Origin of the sequence: Chloroflexus islandicus (assembly GCF_001650695.1) — a bacterium.
GTDB lineage: Bacteria > Chloroflexota > Chloroflexia > Chloroflexales > Chloroflexaceae > Chloroflexus > Chloroflexus islandicus.
This window is the reverse complement of record NZ_LWQS01000093.1, coordinates 54,026-75,226: the sequence shown is the minus strand read 5'-3', so window position 1 is coordinate 75,226 and position 21,201 is coordinate 54,026. Positions and strand designations below refer to the sequence as shown.

16 protein-coding genes are annotated in these 21,201 nt (G+C 62.3%); 2 read left to right on the top strand and 14 right to left on the bottom strand.

Translation table 11 applies throughout. The features are described from left to right. Positions 1 to 48 precede the first annotated feature (48 nt). The 8 genes from A6A03_RS17495 to A6A03_RS17460 form a co-directional block, all read right to left on the bottom strand. Positions 49 to 576, bottom strand: coding sequence for a general stress protein (locus A6A03_RS17495; protein WP_066790876.1), 528 nt, complete (start codon positions 574 to 576; stop codon positions 49 to 51). 178 nt (positions 577 to 754) lie between these two features. Beyond that, positions 755 to 2,554, bottom strand: a complete 1,800-nt coding sequence (locus A6A03_RS17490) for an SLC13 family permease (RefSeq protein ID WP_066790874.1) — start codon at positions 2,552 to 2,554, stop codon at positions 755 to 757. Between the two features lie 521 nt (positions 2,555 to 3,075). After that, a complete protein-coding gene (locus tag A6A03_RS17485; protein WP_066790871.1) occupies positions 3,076 to 3,507 on the bottom strand; it encodes an EamA family transporter in 432 nt (143 codons plus the stop codon). Positions 3,508 to 3,572: 65 nt separating this feature from the next. Continuing rightward, complete coding sequence (locus A6A03_RS17480; protein ID WP_066790870.1) at positions 3,573 to 4,100, bottom strand: hypothetical protein; 528 nt, start codon at positions 4,098 to 4,100, stop codon at positions 3,573 to 3,575. Further along, positions 4,100 to 5,188: an AI-2E family transporter gene (locus A6A03_RS17475; protein ID WP_066790869.1), complete on the bottom strand. Its 1,089-nt coding sequence runs from the start codon at positions 5,186 to 5,188 to the stop codon at positions 4,100 to 4,102. The genes A6A03_RS17480 and A6A03_RS17475 overlap by 1 nt, the downstream gene beginning before the upstream one ends. Before the next feature lie 3 nt (positions 5,189 to 5,191). Then, positions 5,192 to 7,612, bottom strand: a complete 2,421-nt coding sequence (locus A6A03_RS17470; RefSeq protein ID WP_066790868.1) for a glucan 1,4-alpha-glucosidase — start codon at positions 7,610 to 7,612, stop codon at positions 5,192 to 5,194. Further along, the gene (locus tag A6A03_RS17465) at positions 7,609 to 8,724 is read right to left on the bottom strand and encodes a glucose 1-dehydrogenase (protein ID WP_066790866.1); all 1,116 of its coding nucleotides are present in this window, start codon (positions 8,722 to 8,724) and stop codon (positions 7,609 to 7,611) included. Before A6A03_RS17465 ends, A6A03_RS17470 begins: the two co-directional genes overlap by 4 nt. Before the next feature lie 8 nt (positions 8,725 to 8,732). Continuing rightward, positions 8,733 to 10,034, bottom strand: coding sequence for an MFS transporter (locus A6A03_RS17460; protein WP_066790938.1), 1,302 nt, complete (start codon positions 10,032 to 10,034; stop codon positions 8,733 to 8,735). Between the two features lie 482 nt (positions 10,035 to 10,516). On the opposite strand from A6A03_RS17460, the gene A6A03_RS17455 reads away from it, so the two are divergent. Continuing rightward, positions 10,517 to 12,361 (top strand): APC family permease, encoded by a 1,845-nt coding sequence (locus A6A03_RS17455; RefSeq protein WP_066790858.1) that lies wholly within the window; start codon positions 10,517 to 10,519, stop codon positions 12,359 to 12,361. 16 nt (positions 12,362 to 12,377) lie between these two features. On the opposite strand, the gene cls is transcribed toward A6A03_RS17455, so the two are convergent. Next, complete coding sequence (gene cls / locus A6A03_RS17450) at positions 12,378 to 13,841, bottom strand: cardiolipin synthase (protein WP_216636358.1); 1,464 nt, start codon at positions 13,839 to 13,841, stop codon at positions 12,378 to 12,380. Between the two features lie 258 nt (positions 13,842 to 14,099). Here cls and A6A03_RS17445 point away from each other — a divergent pair, with 258 nt between their 5' ends. After that, positions 14,100 to 14,669, top strand: coding sequence for a PepSY domain-containing protein (locus tag A6A03_RS17445; protein WP_066790853.1), 570 nt, complete (start codon positions 14,100 to 14,102; stop codon positions 14,667 to 14,669). Between the two features lie 675 nt (positions 14,670 to 15,344). On the opposite strand, the gene A6A03_RS17440 is transcribed toward A6A03_RS17445, so the two are convergent. The 5 genes from A6A03_RS17440 to A6A03_RS17420 all read right to left on the bottom strand — a co-directional run bounded on the left by A6A03_RS17440 (position 15,345) and on the right by A6A03_RS17420 (position 20,954). Further along, complete coding sequence (locus A6A03_RS17440; protein ID WP_066790851.1) at positions 15,345 to 15,857, bottom strand: DUF1003 domain-containing protein; 513 nt, start codon at positions 15,855 to 15,857, stop codon at positions 15,345 to 15,347. Between the two features lie 17 nt (positions 15,858 to 15,874). Further along, positions 15,875 to 16,921, bottom strand: a complete 1,047-nt coding sequence (locus tag A6A03_RS17435) for a lysylphosphatidylglycerol synthase transmembrane domain-containing protein (RefSeq protein ID WP_076798275.1) — start codon at positions 16,919 to 16,921, stop codon at positions 15,875 to 15,877. 735 nt (positions 16,922 to 17,656) lie between these two features. After that, a complete protein-coding gene (locus tag A6A03_RS17430; protein WP_066790849.1) occupies positions 17,657 to 19,057 on the bottom strand; it encodes a sensor histidine kinase in 1,401 nt (466 codons plus the stop codon). Beyond that, entirely contained in the window at positions 19,044 to 19,739 is a 696-nt protein-coding gene (locus A6A03_RS17425) for a response regulator transcription factor (RefSeq protein ID WP_066790847.1), read from the bottom strand. Before A6A03_RS17425 ends, A6A03_RS17430 begins: the two co-directional genes overlap by 14 nt. A 90-nt stretch (positions 19,740 to 19,829) precedes the next feature. Next, positions 19,830 to 20,954 (bottom strand): VIT1/CCC1 transporter family protein, encoded by a 1,125-nt coding sequence (locus A6A03_RS17420; protein WP_066790845.1) that lies wholly within the window; start codon positions 20,952 to 20,954, stop codon positions 19,830 to 19,832. Positions 20,955 to 21,201: the final 247 nt, after the last annotated feature.

Sequence of the window (21,201 nt, the reverse complement as noted above, 5' to 3'; positions counted from 1 at the left end):
CGCTGCGTCTTTGCGTTTAAAGCCTCTGCGTCTCTGCTCGCTTTGCGTCTACGCCGCCGCTTCACTATGTTGGGTCACTGTGCCGGCACCGTGTGCTTCCAGCAGCTCGCGCGCCCGCGCCACCTCTTCGGCGCTGCCATGCACGACCAGCACATACTGGCCGGCCTTAATCGCCTCTTCGTATTTCAGAATGTGTTCCTTCGCGATGCCCCAACCCGTCAATGCTCCCAACAATCCGCCACCGGCGGCGCCAGCCAGCGCCCCTTCAAGGCCGCCAAGCAAGGCTGCCGACAACGGGCCGGCGACGATCAGCGGGCCAAACCCCGGCACCCACAGAAAAGCCGCCCCGAACAACAACCCAAAGATACCGCCCGTCCAAGCGCCGACGCCTGCGCCGGTCTTGGCCACGTCACCAGTCGTCACAAAGCCATGCACCTGCTTCTCGCTTTGCAGGTTCTGCGCAAGCACTGATACGCGATCAATCGGAAACTTCGCGTCACTCAACAGGTGGATCGCACCTTCCGCCGCTTCCATCGTCGGGTAGACGCCCACAATGCTGCGAACTTCCGCTGTCATAAGAGCTCTCCTTGCGAATGAGTGTAGCCAATGCGCCTCGTTGCATGCCTCGCGATCCGCGCAATCGCCATTGATTGCCCGGCGCAACCTACTGCCGCGAGGCAAGATCACCCTATCACCGTGCGAATCGCGGTGTCAACAATTGTTCGCTAGGAAACTTCTCATCTTTCCGGCAACGCTACAATTGCCAGACTAGTGGCATCACCACCAGCAGGGTGAGCAGGCAGACGATGGTTTGGCCGATACCGGCGCGGAAGAAGTCGCTGAAGCGGTAGTTGCCCGGCCCCATCATGAGGACGTTGACTGGATGAGCAATTGGGGTGAGGAAAGCGACCGAGCAGGCCATGGAAACCGCCACCGCGACTGCTTGCGGGTTGACATGGGCGCTGATCGCGGCGCTGACCGCGATTGGCCCAATGATGAGCGAGGCGACTTGGCCGCCGACGAGTTGGGTAAGCAGGACGGTTGCTAAGAAGAGGCCGGTGATGAGGGCGAGCGGCCCGTAGGCGACGAGACTGCCGGTGAGCAGAGCGCCGGCTTTTGTGCCCAGCCCGGTTGTGACGAGGGCAGTGCCAATCGGCAGCAACCCGGCGATGAGGGTAACAACCCGCCATTCAATCGCGCGGTAGGCGTCGTCCATGGTGATGCAGCCGGTCAAGACCAACGCCGCTGCGCCGGCCAGCATGGCCTCGGCAGTGGCGACCCAGCCGGTGGCGGCGACGAAGAGCGCGATGGCCGTAATCGCCACCGCTATCACCGCTTGCCGTCCGGTTTCGACCTCGCTGGCCGGGGTGTGGAGCACGATAAAGCCGGGTTCGTCGGCCAGTTGGCGCACGCGCGCTGCCGGCCCGGTCATAAGTAACGCATCGCCAGCGGCGAGCGGCATTGTGCCGACATTGGTGCGGTAGCTGCGCCCTTCGCGCCAGAGCGCAACGACGGTGAGGCCAAATTTGGTGCGGAAACGGAGTTGTTGCAGGGTTTGGCCGATGAAAGGAGCGCGGGGTGCAACCACCACTTCGGCCAGCTCAATCGGCAAGTCCAATCCTTCGCCGGAAGTTCCGTTGCGCCCAATGGCAAACCCGGCCCCGGCCAATTGGCGCACCCGGTCTTCACGTCCTAAAATTAGCAGCACGTCACTGGCTCGCAGCGGCGTATCTGGCGCCGGATTCAGGATTGCTTCCGGATCGCGCCAGATGGCCAAGACCGTCGTGCCGGTCGTGGCGCTAATCGCCGCTTCGGCAATCGTTTTGCCGGCGGCGGCAGGGGTGACCCGCACCTCCCAAAGCCGTTCGTCGAGCCGGTAGATGCTGCGCAGATCGACGGCGGGCACGGCGGTGCTGGCGACCGTCTCGCGGGCCGGCAGTAGTTTGCGCCCAATCAGGAGCATGTATAACAGACCAGTCAGTACCATCGGCCCGCCAGACAAGAGAAAATTGGCCATGGTGAGGCCGGCTTGACCTTGAGCGACAAGGTTGCCGCTGAGAATGATATTGGCGGTGGTGAAGAGCGTGGCCATGCCCCCCAACAATGTGCCATACGAGAGCGGCATCAGAATCTTCGAGGCCGGCACGCCGATCTGGCGGGCCACCCGCACGGCGGCAGGCAGCAAGACGGCGCCGGCGGCGATGTTGTTCATCACGAGCGATAATAACGCCCCCGCAAGCATAAACACCGCGATCACCCGCGTTTCGTTGCCGCCGCTGAGCGCGGCGAGGCGGTTGGCGGCCCATTTCACCACGCCGGTTTGTTCGAGCGCGGCGGTGATTACCGACAACCCAATGATGGTAATCACCGCCGAGTTGCTAAACCCGCTTAGCGCCTCTTGCGGGGTGAGTACACGAGTTACACCTAGCGCGATCAAGACCAGCAATGCGGCGAGATCAGCGCGGATCCAGCCGCTGATGATGAGGCTAAGGCCGGTAAACGCAATCGCTAACAAGAGCACTTCACTGGTGCTGAGCGGCAAGATAAGTTGCATTGGCGCCTCAGGTCAAGAACAGAATTATGATGCCCCCACCCCTAGCCCCTCCCCCGCTGGGGGAGGGGGTGTTTTTTACCGCAGAGGACGCAGAGGACGCCGAGGATGATCCTAATCCAAACCCCCTTTGCGTCCTTTGCGTCCTTTGCGCCTTTGCGTTTTACCCCCTCTGCGTCTTTGCGTGCTTTGTGCCTGTGTGTGCGGCCCCCATCCCCGGCCCCTCCCCCGCTGGGGGAGGGGGTCTTTTACCGCAGAGGACGCGGAGGACGCCGAGGATGATCCTAATCCAAAACCCCTCTGCGTCCTTTGCGTCCTTTGCGTTTTACCCCCTCTGCGTCTTTGCGTGCTTTGTGCCTGTGTGTGCGGCCCCCATCCCCGGCCCCTCCCCCAGCGGGGGAGGGGAGGGTTAAGACAGCGCAGCAGATCATCCAACATATCTCTGCGTCTCTTTGCGGAGCCGGACAGCCGTCCGGCTCTACAGCGTCGTTGCGGAGCCGGACAGCCGTCCGGCGCTACGTCCGTCATACTTTGAGCGCGATCACCACCACCCCGGCGCCGACCATCGCAATCCCGATCCATTCCTGCAACGAAGGGCGTTCGGCGAGGAACAGAAAGGCGAAGAGCGCCACCAATACCACGCTCAGCTTGTCGATCGGCGCAACTTTAGCCGCGTCACCCAGTTGGAGGGCGCGAAAGTAACAGACCCACGACGCGCCGGTGGCTAGCGCCGAGAGTACCAAGAAGCCCCACGTTTTCGGACTCAGCGCGAAGGGGTTGCTCCATTTGCCGGTCAGCCAGACGAAAACCGCCAACACCGCCACAATCACGACGGTGCGGATCAGCGTCGCCAGATCGGAATCAATCCCCTGAATGCCGATTTTAGCAAAAATGGTCGTTAACGCAGCGAAGGCTGCCGAGAGCAGCGCCCACAAGAGCCATGAATTCGCGTTCATTGTCTGGTTCCTTTGTCAACTGCACAGCGATGCCACCGGTTGGCAGCGCACGATGCCCAACAGCGTTACTGCTCGCCGCCAACGCCGGCCAGCGCCTCAACTGCGCGCCGGTCAAGGCTGAGCGTCACGGTAAATTCGCTGATGCTGGCGACATGCCCGATCGGGATCGCAATCGTGCGCGCTCCCCACAAATGGCCGTGACGCAACACAATCTGCTCAATCGTCCAATCCGGCGCCAGCAGCAGCGCGCCGGCGCGGCCAACCGGGCCGTCGGCGGCGATCACCCGCGCGTTGTGGCGGAGGATGTGCTCTTCAAACGGCGTGGGTGTTTCGTCTGCAAGGCGGTACAATTCGACCGGTTCGCTCATGGCGCTGTATTCGGCGAAATCATCTTCATCAACGTTCAAGCTGATCTGATGCTCGTCAACGGCGCTAATCGCCGTGACCGGCGCCATCCGTTCGGGCGCGAGCAGGCCGAATTGCTGCACGAGCACGTAGGCCACTCTTCGCTCTGGCGGGTCGAGCATGACGCCACTGACGACACCGCAGACGGTGGTGAGACACTGAACCGGAGCATGCAACGGGAACAGCATTATCCCTCCTGTGCAGTGGTAGCCGGGCCGGCATGGTTGCGTGGTTGCGCTGGTTCGCTGGCCGCTTCAGCCGGATCGCGGCGCAGTTCTTGCACGACCGCTAATACCACGACGGTCACCGGAATAGCGAAAAAGACGCCAAGGACGCCGCCGGCTTTGGCGCCAACCAGTAGGGCGATCAGCATCAGCGCGGGGTGGACGCCTATCACCTTGCCGTACAGCGCTGGCGCTATCACGTGCGATTCGAGTTCGACCACGATCACGTGAAAGATGATCACCCACAGCGCCAACCATGGGCTGACCTGTAACGCGCTCACCACGGCTAAGACGACGGCGAGCGCGCCGCCGAGGTACGGTACGATTTCCAGCAAGCCGCCGACAATCCCGATCGTGATTGCGAAAGGCACGCCGAGCACGCTTAACCCAACGCTGTAGACAGCGGCGAAATAACCTGCAATTAAAACCTGCGCCCAAATCCAGCGGGTCAAGCGGCGGCGCAGCCGTTCGAGCACGCTCGCCAAGCGTGGCCGGTGGGCCGCCGGCGCCCAATTGGCCAGCAGGCGCGCAACCAGCCCATGATCGGTGACGAACAGGTAGGTCAACACCGCAACAATGAGCAGATCAAGCAAGATGCCGCCAGTTCCGGTCACAATGCGCACGGCTGACCCGGCGATGCTGCCCAGTTGCTGGCCAAGATTAGCCGCGGTGTTTTGGTGGATAGAGGCGGCAATGCCGCCCAAACCGGGCAGACTGCTCAACCAATCAGAACCTTGCTGCACGAGTTGCGGCCCGCGTTCGCGGAGCAAGCGGATCTCGGTGCGAATGACTGGCGCGAGCAGTTCAGCTAAACTGAAGAGGAGCGCTCCGCCGATCAAGTAGATGGCTACCACCGTAATCCCGCGCGGGATGCGCCAGTGCGCCAGTCGATCCGCCAGCGGCGCAATCGCGAGGCTGAGCAGGGTTGCGCCAAACAAGACCCCAGCCACTTCGAGCAGGAGCGTGGCGTAGCTGACGATCAGCCAGAAGGCCAGTGCGACGCCGAGCAGGCTGATCCAGAGCGAGAGGCGATTCAACCCCCATGACACCATCGCTCAATGCTCCTTTTCTGGATCGGCGGCGACCACCTGCACTTCGTAATCGCGCCCTTCCCAGCGTTGTTCGTCACGCCAGAACAGCGTCAACACGATCACCGTACTGGGGGCCAGCGCCGCCGTGGGCAGATCGGCCACGAAGGTGCCCAATCCGCTCGGTCGCGCCGGCAGATCGAAGGTGGTGCGCCACCCATCGCTACTCCAGTGGATCGTCGCCGGTGCGGTGACATCGATGCGGAGGGTTGTGCCTGCCGGTATCGTGCGCCGCTTCTGATTGAGCCGCCAAATCGCCAGCGTGCTGTGCGTGCGCTGGGTCAGATAGCGCGCCGCCGGTTGCGGCGGCAGATCGAAGATCTGGCCGTCGCGCAACGACCGGCATAGTTTGAGATGTTCGGCATGCGCCCATACCAACGGCATCGCCGAGCCTGAGGGTCGCCCAAAGAAGAGTTCACGTTCGGGCAGATCAGAGCTATCCCATACCTGTTCGGGAATGAGGCCGCCTTGATTAGCAAACCCTTCCAACGTTGTCAGCAGGCGCTGCGCTGCGCCGATGCGCCCGGCGGCCAGCTCATAATGGCCGCGTTCGCCGGTCAGCAATGGCCAGCCGCGTCCGATGCCAGCGCCGTCAAACGGTGCGCCATCGCTCTGTTCGCCGTAGCCGTCGCCGGTATAGCGCCGCCATACCGGGCCAAACGGGGTGTCAACTTTCAAGAGCGCATCGATCACGCGGACGGTGTTAGTGATGCGGGGGTCATTGGGGTCGCGCAAACCAAAGCGGGCGAGGGCCAGCGCATCGGGACTGACGATATGGATGGCCGGCGCGTTGGCTTGGTCGGGCGGACGGTTTTTGATCGGTACATAGCCGTTGAGTGGCGACGCTGCTTCGGCGACGTCGGGTGGTGCGATGCGCACGTAATACCCGCTCACCCCCATCTGGCGCGCCAGATCGGTATCGGTGACATAGCACCAGCGGTCAATATCGGCATTCCAGCTATCGGCGGTTTCGCGCAGATAGGCGGCAATATCTGGTTCATGCTGTTGTTCGGCCAGATCGGCGGCAACCAGCAGGGCCGCAATCTCAACCGCCAAGGTAAACGGCGAATAGCCGGCATCCTCCTCCCAGCGATCTTGGGCGGTCACCGGGCCGTTCCGCACCAGAAAGCCGGCGGCGCGGCGCACCATCGGCCAGTAGCGTTGGATGGCGGCGTGGTCGAGCGCGCCGCTGCGGGCTGCCAGATCGACCAACAAGATCGGGAACGCTGTCTCATCCATCTGAACGCCGTTCCAATACGGTGTGCCATCGAGCCACATATTCTGTGGCCAATGCCCATCGGCCTCTTGGGTTGCGGCGAGGTAATCGAGCACCCGGCGGGCATCGTCGTGCGCGCCGATCGCCAGCAAGCCACCAGCAGTCTCCACCAGATCGCGCGGCCACACCAGATGGTAGCCACCCAGATCGTCATCACCCTTTGCCATCCCCCACGGGATCGAGAGACTGGCGATCATGCCGCCGGGAAAGTGCTTGGCTTCGTGCGTGCGCAGCACCATCGCGCTGATGCGCTGCTGGGCCGCGCTGGCGTCAGGAAGGGCCAGATCGCGCTGCCACGCTTGCCACGCTTGGCAATACGCCGCGCATACCGTCTCGAACGGTTCGGCCAAACTTGAGCGGGCATGCAAGGCCGCTTCCGCCGGGTTTTGGCCAAATCCAATCGCCACGGTAAACCGGCCTTGGCAGGCAACCAGATCGACGCCGCCGGTCAACGCCACATTGCCATTCTCGGCGCGCTGGTACGTTTGGCTCAGCCGGTAGTGGTGGGAAAGTTCCTGCCAACCATCGGAAAACCCCACAAACCCCGCCGAGCAGGCCGTCCACGGCGCCGAGCAAGCCACAGCCAGCGCGAAGCCATCGCGTTCGGCAAAGAGCATCGGCACGCCTTTATACTCGCCGATCCACGCGGTATTGCCGGCGCCGCGATTGCCAAGATGCGGCGCAAGCAAGAGATATACCTGATACTGGTCGAGCGCGCCTTGCAGGGCGGTGAACTGAATCTGTTGCAGCACCACATCACGGGACGGATCGGCGATGATCCATTTTTCGATCCGGTAGCGGCCATCGTGACAGGTATTGGTCAGGTGATAGGCCGGCACCCCCTCGGCCAGCAACGATACCGTGCTCGTCGTGTGGCGTTTTTCTTCGGAAAAGAACGCCACCCCATCAGTGACAATGCAGCCGAAGTCACGGATGCAGGCGGTATCGATGCGCGGATAGTACATCTCATTCAAGATACCATGGCTCAACGTAAACCAAACGCGGCTCGCGCCGCTCAGCGCCGTGCCAACGCCAGTCTTGGCGCTCGATGTCCAGCGGGCGGGAATGCCGGGCCAACCGGGTGCGTCGCTGTTCTCGCTCACTGCGGTCATTGTGCATGCTCCCATTCCAGCACGACCTTGATTTCGCCGTCATCGTGCTGGCCTAGTGCGTCAGAAAAAGCGGTATATGGATACCGATGCGTGATCAAACGCGCAAGCAGATCGTGGCCCCAGCGCGCTTGGGCTTGCAAGAGATCATCAACCGCCAGTTGGAAGTGATCGCGCGCGGCGTTAACGCTCCCTACCATCGCTTGGTTATTCAGCACCAGCCGTCGCATCAGCTCGGCGCCGGCAATTTGCAGCGGGCGATCACCGCCGGGAATGCCGGTCAACACATAGATACCGTTGGGCGCCAGCGCGTCGAGCAGATTGTACTCGATCGCCGGCACGCCAGTCGCTTCAAAGATCAGTTCCATCGCGCCGGCGACCGCAGCAATCTGGGCCGGTTCGGTTGCACGGCCATCGAGATAATGGCCGCCGATCGCTTGCAGCCATTGCGGGCGCACAGTGTTGGCATCCACCACATCTAAACCGTACACGTCGGCCCCACGCAGGCGCAAAGCGAGTGCCGCCAGCAACCCGATCGGGCCAAGGCCGGCTACTAGACAACGGCGGCCAAACAGCCAATCCGGGGTCGCCGCCGCGTCAGGCAGGCGCGCCTGCTGGATTCGCTGCGCCTCATCGATGGCCTTTTCCGCCACCGACAGCGGCTCGGCTAGCACCCCGACCGCTTCCAGTTCGGCGGGCACTCGCACCACGTAGGTTTCTTTGTCGAGCACCAACTCGGTCTGATAGCCGTCCAACCCCCAAATCCCCCGTTCACGGTACGCGCCGGTGCGGCACATATCGGGCCGGTTCATCGTGCAGGGCAGGCATTGGCCGCAACCGCGCCGCACGGTAAAGACGGCAAAATCGCCTGCCTGCACCCGGCGCACATGTGCTCCTACCGCCTCGACCCGGCCAAACATCTCGTGACCGATCACCAATTCGGCGGCGCCATCAGGCGCTTTCGCCCGGCCACCGCTGACAATTTCGCGGTCGGTGCCGCAAATGCCCACCCGGATGATCCGCACCAGCACATCGTCAGGCGCGGTGATGGCCGGTTCCGGACGCTGCACGATATGCACGGCGGTTGAACCGGGCCGAAGAGCGAGCGCATCCATACTGCCTCCTATGACTGTTGGGTGGCAATAGCCGCGCGGGGAATGGCAAAGGTGCCGGTCAATCCCAGCGCGACACCGATGGTTGCGAACAAGATCACCGCCGGATAGCCAAACTGTACCGCAATCCAGCCGCCTACCCCGGCGCCGATGATATTGGCCAGCGCCGAAGCGGCGTTAAACAGGCCAAGCCCTTCGCCTTCGCCGGATGGCGCCAATTGGGCGGTGAAGGCGGTGGCACTCACGCTGATGAACGACCATGACAGCACCACAAACGTAAAAAAGACCAACGCCGTCCAGTGCAACGCAGCCGCTCCTCCCACGATCCAGAGCAGCGTAAACGCAGCCGCGCGGGCTGCCAGCGATTGCCGCACTAGCGCCAACGCTCCTTGGCGATGGGTCTGGTTGCCAGCCGGCGCATACAGCACCAAGCCTAACGCCGCCGCGACGGCAAAACCGCTCGACGAGAGACTGGGCGCAATGCCGAACACCTCTTGCATCACCATCGGGTAGAGCGCGAAAAAGGCCCCCGCGCCGCTGGCGGCGACCAGCCATGCTCCCATCCAGAGGCTGAACGGCGTTGCGAGGATCGCGCGTACCTTGCGCAGTGTCGCCGGATTGAGATGGTGAAAGAGCTGCTGCGGCGAGCTAAACATACCATCGGTATGCTTCACCGGGTGGCGCAACACAACCGCGGCGGGAAGCGGCGCCGGCGGCGTTTGGACAAACTTTGCCGCAATCGCAAGGGCCAGCACACAACTGAGACTGGCCAAACCAAAACCGAGGCGTAGATCCGCTTGGCTGACCAATGCCGCTAACAACAACCCAAGCACCTGCCCGCCACCGTAAGCGGTTTGCAGCCATCCCAGCCGCTCATCCCACTCGGCGCGCGGGTGCCGTTCGACCACAAACAGATTCGCGACCGTCGCCGCGGCGATCACGCCGAGATTGAGTGTGAGTGCCAATCCTGCCCACAGCAGCGAGTTGGCAACGAACGCAAACAGGGCAATGCCGAGCGCAGCCAACCCCAAGCCGGCGATCAAGATCCAGCGGTGCAGCCGGTAGCGATCGGCTAGCCAACCCCACAACGGCGCGAGCAGGCCGCTCACGTTCAGCGCGGCCATCACCAACCCGACTTCGGTGGCTGAACCTTGGCGGCTGACCAGCAGCGGCATCACGATCGGGAGCAACCCGGCGCTCACCGTGCCCAACAATGCGTATGAGAGATACCAAGGCTCAACCCATGCGTACCACGGCTGTGTTGGGGTAGATGGCAGGTTTTGGCGGCGTTTCACCGGTTGCGGTTCCGGCATCATCTCCTCGTCGCAGTTGCGCTGGCAGCGCCGGGAAAGACGGGCGTTGCGCTATAGACTGATACGAGCAGGTTGCTGTATGATCATGTCGTAGTTATGTAGTTGAGAGCATCTTGATATGATTGTTCGGATAGGCAATGGGACTCCGGCTGGCTCTGTGGGCAAGCTTTAGGGCAATGTGCAGAGAGCATCTGCCGCCTTGCCCATGCTGCCCGCGGACACCATGTGCTCGTCTGTGAACAACGCTGATCAACGACGCTTGCCCCAAAAGAATATGAAATGTTCTGCTGGTGTGGCGGCATTATAGCACGAAATCCTGATTGTTGACAGGTCAGGTTTTGCCCGCCAGATACCCAAAGATGCTGTGGCATCCATGCCTGCTTTCTTGCTAAACATCATGCTGTGCTGCATACTGGCACATGGAAATGACGCTGGCTGTCTATCCCGCTGTCGCTCGCCGTCATTGTTGGGATTGTCACTGTATGTTCACTGAACTCAAGCGTTTTCTGGTCGGTAAACCGATTGCCACCGAACAACAGAGCCGGCAACGGCTCAACAAGGTCACGGCCCTCGCGGTGTTTTCGTCCGATGCTCTCTCGTCAGTAGCGTATGCGACCGAAGCGATTTTAGCGGTGTTGTTGCTGGCCGGCGCGGCGGCGGTCAATCTGGCGCTGCCGATCGCTGGCGTGATCGTTGGCTTGCTCTTGGTCGTTGGTTTCTCATATCGCCAAACTATTCACGCCTATCCCAACGGCGGTGGGGCTTACATCGTGGCCCGCGACAATCTAGGCGAATGGCCAAGCCTAGTCGCAGCCGCGGCGTTGTTGATCGATTACGTGCTCACAGTTGCGGTGAGCGTGTCGGCTGGCGTGGCAGCGATTGTGTCATTGGCCGGGGTGTGGGGATGGCCGGCGTTGAGCCATTACGCGGTGCCGTTGGCGTTGGCGAGCGTGCTGGCGATTGCGCTCGCCAATCTGCGTGGCGTGCGCGAGAGCGGGACGCTGTTTGCGGTGCCGACGTATGTGTTTGTGGGCAGTATCTTGCTCATGATTGCGGTGGGTGCGGGGCAGGCGGCGGCGGGTGATCTGCGCACCGTGACGCATACCGTGCCGCCGCTTGCCGGTAGCGAGGCGTTGAGCCTTTGGTTGGTGCTGCGCGCCTTTGCCGCCGGTTGCACGGCGCTGACCGGAGTGGAGGCCATCTCTAACGGGGTGCCGGCCTTTAAGCCGCCAGAGTCGCGCAATGCGGCGACGACGCTGCTCTGGATGGTGGCGCTGCTGGCGACCATGTTTCTCGGTATTAGCTGGCTGGCTGACCGGGTGGGGGCGTTGCCGAACGATACCACTCACGAGACGGTGCTGTCGCAGGTGGCGCGCACCGTGTTTGGGGTGGGGCCGGTGTATACGCTTATTCAAGTTGCGACTGCCTTGATCCTTGTGCTGGCCGCTAATACTGCGTTCGCCGATTTCCCGCGCTTGGCGTCGTTGTTAGGGCGTGATGGCTATCTGCCGCGCCAGTTGACCCATCGCGGCGATCGATTGGTCTTTTCCAATGGGATTTTGCTGTTGGCCGGCTTCGCGGCGCTGTTAATCATCCTCTTTCAGGCGAATGAAATTGCCTTGTTGCCGCTGTACGCGGTCGGCGTGTTTCTATCGTTCACCCTGTCGCAGAGCGGCATGGTGCGCCATCACTTGCGCTTGCGCGAAGCCGGTTGGCGGCGCGGCTTGATCATCAATAGCTTGGGCGCGCTGCTCACTGCCATCGTGTTGCTGGTGCTCTCGATTACCAAGTTTGTTTATGGCGCATGGGTGGTTTTGGTATTGTTGCCGGTGCTGGTTGTGATGTTCCGGGCCATTCACCGCCACTATCAGGCGGTTGCGGCCCAATTGGCGCTGGGTGATCAGGTCGCTGAGCCGCCGCCCCAACCGCATACCGCCATTCTGCTGGTCGGCGATCTCCACCGGGGTGTGTTGCCGGCGCTCGCAGTCGCCCGCTCGTTTGCGCCTGATCGGGTGACGGCGGTGACAGTGGCCATCGAGCCAGAGCAGGCAGTGCAGGTACAGCAGCGCTGGCGGCAATTCATTCCCGACGTGCCGCTGGTCGTGCTCGAGTCGCCGTACCGGTCGCTGGTTGGGCCGCTCTTGCGTTATATCGACATGGTTGATGCCCAAACTGATAACGATCTGTTGGTGGTCGTCATCCCCGAATTTGTGCCAGCGCGCTGGTGGGAGTATCTGCTGCACAACCAGACCGCGTTTTTGTTGCGCGCTGCGTTGCTGTTGCGCAAGCGCAAGATTGTGGTCAGCGTGCCGTACCTCTTGCCGTGAGCGGTGCGCAATGGCGCTACTGGAGGGCGGCGGTGAGGCGGGCGATGTTTTCAAGCAGGCGTTGGGTGAGTGGGCGTTGGCGCCACGCCGCTAGCTCGACCCGGTTTGACCGGCTGATGTAACCGGCGAAGATGCGGTGGAGTTCGGCAACGACCGCTGGATCGTACATCACTAGCGAGACTTCCATGTTTAAGGTGAAGGAACGCAGATCGAGATTGCTTGACCCGATCAGCGCGATCTGGTCATCGACCGCGATCGCTTTGGTGTGGAGCAAGATCGGTTGCCGGTACTGGAGCACTTCCACCCCGGCTTGCAGCAGTTGTTCGTAGTACGATCGTTGGGCGTATGCCACCAGCATCTGATCCATCGCCGCTGAATTGATCAGCGTCACCTGCACGCCGCGCAGCGCGGCGCTGGTCATCGCCAGCACGAGCGCGTCGTCGGGCACGAAGTAGGGCGTGACAAGCACCAGCCGGCGTTGGGCAGCGTGGATCAAGGCGGTGAACAGCCGCAGGTTGTTTTCATCCTCAAATCCCGACCCGCTCGGCAAGACTTGGCAGAGTGACGAACCGGTCGCCTGCCATTCCTGCTGGTACAGTTCCGGGTGGTGCGTCGCATCAAGCCACTCGCCGGTCTCGGCGTGCCAATCGGTGGCAAAGACCGCCGCCAATTGTGCGACAACCGGCCCGCTCACCCGCGCGCACAGTTCGTCGTAAAACAGGCCATCCTTGCGGTGGTACGAGCGGTCGATCACGTTGAGCGAGCCGGTATAGGCAACCGCACCGTCTACCACCAACAGCTTGCGATGGTTGCGCAAATCGAAGCGCAGCCATTCGCCGGGTTTGCCCACCGGCAGCATCGGGCGCCAATCAACGCCGATCGCAGTGAGGTGGTGTTCCATTGCTTTGCGACCGGGAAACTTCCGCGAGCCGATCTGATCAAACAACAGTCGCACCTTCACCCCGCGCTGGACGGCGCGTTCAAGCGCGGCGAAGACGTGCGCTGTGGCGCTATCACGGGCAACGATGTAGTACTCGACGTGGACGAAGTAGCGCGCTTGGTCAATATCTTGCGCCATCCGCTCAAGAATCGCAGTGTAGTCGTCCAGCAACTCAACCCGGTTGCCGGCAAAAGCGGGCATCCCGCCGAGCCGGTGCGCTAAGGCGGCGTGTGGCTGCGCGAATGGCGGCAGCGCGGGTTGCAGCAAGCTGAGCGCTGCCGGGTCGGATGCGGCGCGCGCAATCGCTTGCTCGATCAACCGGCCCATCTGGCGCTGGTCGCGCCGGCGGCGCGGCGGGAGTTCCGGACTGCCGATGAGCAAGAAGATGATAATGCCGATGTACGGCGCAATCGCAATCAGTAACAGCCACGCAGTGGCAGATGACGGTTTCCGGTTCGTTGGGATCACGAGGAGCGCGATCATCACGATCAGCGCGTGGACGATGACCCCGGTCACTGACCAGAAGGTTGGGCTTAGCACCGCGTTGTTCCTCCGATCATTCGCTCGCCCCATTGGGCTGGTTCCCATACTGTAACACGCTTGCACTTACCGCTGAACAGGCGAGCCATCCGGCGCAGGCGGCGACCTCGTTGGTGATGTCGCGCTTTTCCTACCTCCCCGTGCTCCGTGTGCATCTTTCAGCTTCGCTTCACGGCGGCTTCATGTTGGCCCGTTATGGTGTAGGCACATCACTGATGGAGTGATGGACACAAACCACCTAGATACAGGAGAACAACCATGAAACGCTGGACACGCATCTTCGCTCCGATGGTCGCTTTTGGTCTCGTGATGACTGCCGGGATCGCCGCGCTGGGCAATGCCGGCGCCAACGCTCAGAGCGCCGCGTATGCCCCGGTCGCGGTGGTAGCCCAAGCGCAGCCGCCAGCGCCGTCGCCGGCGGTCGGGCCGGATGAGGGGTACGAAACGCCGGATGCACAGGAAGGCCCCGAAATGCCCGATGCGCAGGAAGCGCCGGAGGCATCTGACGCTGGCGAAGCTGCTGAAGCTGCCGCGTTGGCCAGCAAGGCGGTGATCAGCGAACAGCAGGCAATCGACGTGGCGCTGGCGGCGAATCCCGGCACGACGCTAGTCAAGGCTTCGCTCGATAACGAGAACGGTATGGTGGTCTACAGCGTCGAGCTAAGCAATGGCGCCGATGTGAAGGTTGATGCGACGACCGGCCAGATCGCTAGCACCGATCGGGCGGGCGAGCAAGACGAGACGAATGAGGTTGACCATCACGACGGCGCGCAAGATGAGGTTGGCGGCGAGCACAGCGAGCAACCCGCTGCTCCTGCCCAACCGTAACGGTAACGGTCAATAAGCCTCGCTGCTGCTGCGGCCCGCTCATCCCGGTGGGTGAGAGGGCCGCAGAGATTTTTTGACTGGCGATGATTCCCTGTACTCTCGGCGCAAGCGCCCATCCCCCTCCCCCAGCGGGAGAGGGCTGGGGGAGGGGCACATCCCCCAGCGGGGGAGGGGCAGGGGGTGGGGGCCAGCAGTCCGCGCAGCGGGCTTCGTAACCATAGCCCGGCCCTTTAGGGCCGGGTGTCCTGTCCTGCCATCGCTGAGCCGGCTCGTGCCGCTAGAGCAGGAGATTGCTTCGGTCGGGCGGCGCCCAGCACGGCTGGCCGCCGCCGCTCCCTCGCAATGACAGCCGGAAAGCGCCCATCCCCCTCCCCCAGCGGGGGAGGGGCAAGGGGTGGGGGCCAGCAGTCCGCGCAGCGGGCTTCGTAACCATAGCCCGGCCCTTGAGGGCCGGGTGTCCTGTCCTGCCATCGCTGAGCCGGCTCGTGCCGCTAGAGCAGGAGATTGCTTCGGTCGGGCGGCGCCCAGCACGGCTGGCCGCCGCCGCTCCCTCGCAATGACAGCCGGAAAGCGCCCATCCCCCTCCCCCAGCGGGGGAGGGGCAAGGGGTGGGGGCCAACCCGAAGGTGCCGTAGAGCCGGACGGCTGTCCGGCTCCGCGAGGGCCGCAGTGCAATTAACTGCTCGTCTGAGCGGGGTTGCTTTGTTCGGCGGGATCTGGTTCCTCAACCGGAATGCCAGCGTGAGCCAGCAACTTGTGGAGGAGCGCGTTTTGATACTCAAGATGCTGCAAAATCGCATCAATCTCACGCTCGGCGCGCAGATTGATCTCATAATCGCTTTGCGCACGCAATTCAGCATGCATTCCCTGAAGATTTTGCCCCACCATTAACAGCGGCATCAAAAGGATTTGGATCATATTTGAAATAAATAACCAAAACACAAACGCCATCGGCGGGTCAAACTGAAGCGGCTTCGGGGCGAGAAAATTCCATCCCAACCAAAGCACTGTCCAGATGAAAATAACAAAGAAAAAACCCATTGTTCCGACCCGTTCGGTGATCGCCAACGCTAACCGGTCGAGCGGTTTTATCCGTTCAGCATGTTCGTTATTGACATCACGCACCGGTGGCCGTTGCCGGCGCAGTTCGCTGAGCGAGCGGGGCCGATGAGGCAGTTCGGCAGACATAGTCTCTTCTCCACAACTTACAACGACTCGTGATGGGTTGGCGCTTCGTTGAGCGCCAGCCGGTAGGCAGCCGCCGTTACGATGCCGGGCAGCCAGAAGACCAACACGCGGTAGATCAGGGTCGCGCCGAGCGAGACGGCGGCGGGGATGCCGAGTTGCGATGCGACCAGCACCAGTGTGGCCTCGAATGAGCCGCCGCCTCCCGGCAGGGGGGCTAGCGCGGCAAAGAAGCTGGCAAGGCTATAGCTGAGGATGACCACCGAGAGGTGCGGATCGTTGCCAATCGCGCGGAAGATGCAGTATAGCGTCAACATATCGAGCGCGAGCACGCCAATCTGAATGGCCAGCAAGCGGGCGAACGCGGCGGGCCGTTGGGTGACGAGGGCTTTGCCGCGGTAAAGTTCATCAAGAAAGTGTTCGACGCTGGCTGGTTGCCAGTGTTGGCGCAAGTGGCGGGCCAGCCATTGTTGGACGGCGATGGCTTTGCGGGTGAGGTCGGCGCGATCGCGTTGCAAGCCCCACAGATACATACCGGCCAACACGATGGCAAAGGCGATTAATCCCACTTCAGTGATTTGGCCGACACTCAGGCTGCGATGGGTGAAGAGGTAGGCTAACCCAAACCCAACCAACCCGAAAAAGGCGGTTTCGTAGGTGAGCGAATCGAGGGCGACGGCGACGGTGGTTACACCTTCCGGCACGCGCCGGCGGCGGAAGACGTGGAGCAGAAAGGCGCTCATCGCGACTGGCCCGGCAGGGAAGGCCATGTTAATCACGATCGCCATTTGCGCGATGAGCCAGAGGCTGGTGGCGCGGATGCGATGGCCCAGCAAGCGGAGAACGTTGGCATAGAGTGCGGCAGTGCCGAGCGGGGTCAACAACTTAAAGATTACAGCCGCGAGCAGCCACCACGGGTTGGCAGTCGTTATCACCTGCCACAATTCTTGAGTGTCGATCGCGCGCAGTGCAAACCACAGCACGATCCCTAAACCGAGCACGGCGATCAGATACTGGAGCCAGACCCGGTGGGTGGGTTGGCGGGGTTTCGCGATGTTCTCAGCCATGAGTACGCTCGTGTTATCCCTGCGGTGGTGGTTTTATCATAGCACAATGGAACATATCAAGACGCAGAGTGAGCAAAGACGCAGAGGTTTCAAACGCCAAGCCGCAAAGGTCGCAGGGGGCGCAACGAATGGTTTGAGGATGGTCATCATCCCCCTCCCCCAGCGGGGGAGGGGCAAGGGGTGGGGGCAACGCCAAATCGCGCAGGGGCAAATGGTTGGGGCGAAGCGCTGCTCCCCACGTGTTATTGCGCGCCGTGCGGTCGGGGCATCACGATGTGATGCCCGCCGCGAGGCGAAGCAATCTCCCGCGAGAGCGGAACGCCATCACTCACCGATCAACCCGCGCAGCGAGCTTCGTAAGGGTCGCCCGCCCCTTCAGCGCCTTCCATCCCAAAGCTGGCTCGTACCGCTGCAGCGGGAGATTGCTTCGATCGGGCGGCACCCAGCGCGGCTGGGTGCCGCCGCTCCCTCGCAATGACAGCCGGAAAGTGGGCTAGGGGCCGGGAGATAAGAGCTATGTGCAAACTGTGCAGCACACAACAGGTTTGGCGAGGGATACGAGCGCGCTTGTGTCCCTGTCCTTCCCCGCGTCCTCCGCGCCCTCTGCGGTAGACCATCCCCCTCAGCTCCAGCGGGGGAGGGGCCGGGGGTGGGGGCAGTATCAAAACGCAAAGGATCATCTCATCCTCCGCGCCTCTGCGGTACACACGCCTGCCAATCATTCCGGCACGAGCCTTACACCGCCGGTAACCGCACCGTGACGGTCGTGCCTTGGCCGGACTGGCTGGCAACGCTGATCGTGCCAGCATGCGCCGTGACGATCTGGCGGGCAATTGCGAGGCCAAGGCCGGCCCCGCCGGCGCTGCGCGATGGATCAACCCGGTAGAAACGCTCGAAGATGTGGGGTAGGTGGGCCGGATCAATCCCGATGCCAGTGTCGCTGATCATCACTTCAATCTGATCACCGGCCCGCGCGGCGCGCAGTGTGATCGAACCGCGTGGCGTGTATTTGATGGCGTTGTCAATCAGATTGAGAAAGAGCCGGATCAAGCCGTCGCTGTCGCCGATGAGCGTCAAGTTGGGGGCAATATCGGTGTGGAGCGCTAGTGCTCGTTCTTCGGCGAGCGGTTGCAGTGTTTCCACCACATCGGCCAGCAGGAACGAGAGATTCACCGCTTCGCGCTCAGTGTCGCAACGCACTTCACCCCGCGCCAGCCGCAGCAGATCCTCGATCATGCTGCGCAGGCGGCGCGTCTGCGCCAGCAGATCATCGAGCGCCTGCTCGTATTCGGGGCCGCTGCGCGCGCGTTCGCGCGTCACTGTCAAGATGGCTTCCATCGCCGCGACCGGCGTGCGCAGCTCGTGCGAGGCGTCGGCAGTGAATTGGCGTTCGCGCCGGAAAGCGTCTTCGAGGCGTTCGAGCATATTGTTGAAGGTGGCCGCCAACCGGCCCACTTCATCGGCTGTGGGAGGCAGTTCAATGCGCGCGTGCAGATCTGCCGCCGAGATCTGTTGCGCTGTGCGCGTGATCGCGTCAATCGGCTGCAATGCGCGCGCCGCCAGCCAATACCCGCCAACTCCGGCCAAGCCGCTCAGCACGGGAATGCCGAATGCAAACGCGATCAGCAATTGTTGCAGCGTCTCGTCAACCGGTTCGAGCGATTGCATGATCTGCACGAGACCAGCCAACTGGCCATGCTCTTGCACCGGTAAGGTGTACACGCGCACGTGGCCGCTGCCGCTGATCGGCACGGTGCTAAAGACCGGCGTGCCACCAGCGGCTTGCAGGCTGGCGCGATCGACCGGCAGGTCGCGGTAGAGACCGACCGCCTGCACGATCGTGCCGTCGCTGCGCAGCACGCGAATCGTCAACCCCTGCTCTTGCAGTTGGGCCAGCGCAACCGGGTCGGCTACTGCATCACCGAGCGTGATCTGGCCATCCTCGATATTCACATTCTCGCCGCCAATCCCGGTCACCACTTGCGCTGCACTAGCTCGCAACCCGGCATCGAGCGACTCGCGCAACCCCTGTGCGGTGCGCCAATAGACAAACGCGCTGAAGCCAAGCATCGTCGCCAACAACAATCCGGCAGTCCAGAGCGCAAAACGCACCCGCAATGTCCTAAGCCGGCTCATCGTGTTCTTCCTCGGCGCTGAGGCGATAACCGGCGCCGCGCACCGTATGGATCAACTTCACCGGGAAGGGATCGTCGATTTTGCGCCGCAGGTTACGGATGTAGACATCCACCACATTGGACTGATTGAACGAGTCGTAATTCCACACCTGCTCGGCGATCATCGTGCGGGTTAACACTCTGCCCGGCGCGCGCATCAGGCATTCGAGCACAGCGTATTCTTTCGCCGTCAGCTCAATCAGCTTGCCGGCGCGGCGCACCCGCCGGGTAGCTGTATCGAGCGTGAGATCGGCGACTTGCAGCACCGTTGTTTTGGGAGCGTCGGCGCTGCGCCGGGCCAAGGCGCGCAGGCGGGCTAACAGTTCGCGAATGGCAAAGGGCTTGACCAGATAATCATCGGCCCCGCTGTCGAGACCGTTCACCCGATCATCAACCGTATCGCGCGCGGTCAGCATCAATACCGGCATCCGGAAGCCGCGCGCGCGCAGCTCGCGGCAGACTTCGAGACCGTTGAGTTCGGGCAGCATCACGTCAAGCACGACCAGATCGAATGGCGCGGCGTCGAGCCATTCGAGCGCCTCGCGGCCATCATAGGCAACATCGACCGCGTAGCCTTGCTCTTCTAAACCGCGCTTGACATAAGCGACAATGGTGCGTTCATCTTCTACCAATAAGACCCGCATCGCTCGCTCGCGGTGGTTGCTGCGGCGGTTGCGCAGCGCGTTGGTTGCTGGCCTAACGGTAGCATACAAACATGAAGCTGGGATGAAATGCTAGCCGCCTAGTGAGACGCCGATCAAGCGGCCAATGCCGAAGGTGATGCTAGCGGCGAGCAGGCCGACCAAGACTTGGCGGGTGCCTGAATACCAGACGCTGCGCCCGGTGAGGAGGGTGATCGCTGCGCCGATGCCAAACAGGCCCAACCCGCTCAAGATGACACTGGCGATGACTGCGCCGAAACCGCTGATGAAGAAGAAGGGGGCGACCGGAATGATTGCGCCGATCGCAAAGAGGAGAAATGACGAGATGGCTGCTTCCCATGCCGAGCCGCCAAGTTCTTCGGGATCAACGCCCAACTCCTCGCGCGAGAGCGTATCGAGCGCGGCGGGCCGGTCGGCGATCAAGCGGGCCGCCAAGGCCTGCGCCTGATCGGCGGGCAGTCCTTTGGCTTGATAAATCAGGGCCAGCTCGGTCTGCTCCTCGGACGGGTTTTGCTCCAATTCCTCGCGTTCAATGGCGATCTGGCGTTCGTACAACTCGCGTGAGCTTTGCACCGAAATCCACTCGCCCAACGCCATCGAAAACGCGCCGGCGAGCAAGCCGGCCATCCCGGCGATCAACACGCTACGGTTGCTGACATCAGCCCCAGCCACACCCATCACCAGACTGAAATTCGAGAGCAAGCCATCGCTCGCACCCAACACGGCGGCCCGCAACGCATTGCCGCTGGTGGCACGGTGGCGGCCTTCGAGTTGGGCAATAGCACTTCCCTCTAATCCACCGGCGGTATTGCCGATAATACTCTGCAATACGCGGGCATGGCTCCGCTCTTGGGCCGGCAACAGCGTCGCGCGCGATTCAGGTTGGCTCGCGTAATCACGGCTGTCCATCCGCTCGCGATCGCCGATCGTCGGTAGCACAAACCCCGGCCCGAACCGGCGCGCCAGCCAGATTAGCACCCGCGTGCGCCAACCCAGCCGTCTAGGCGGAATTGGCGCGCCAGCCGCGCGCATCTGCTCCTCCCAGAAGCGGGCATGTTCAGCTTCAACCGCCGCTAGTTGGCGGTAAATATCGGCAAGGTTGGGTTGTTGTTCGACCTCGGCCAACGCTTGGTACAGTGCGGCGCTTTCGATCTCATCTTGCCAATTGGCGCGATAACGAGCGATTGCATCGGTCATAAGCGTCCTTCTTCTTCGCTCCCTGCCTCCCTTTGCAGGCTTTGTGCCATCGTATGACCCCTACACCTAATCCTTCCCCCGCTAGGGGAGGGGAGTGGCCCTCACCCCCGCCCCCTCTCCCGCCTGACGGCAGGAGAGGGGGAGCTGCTGGATTACCGGTCAAGCCACTCCCTTAGATGAAAAGATTGATCGCCCCTCTCCCGCATCAGCGGGAGAGGGGAAGGGGGTGAGGGTATAGCGCTCATCT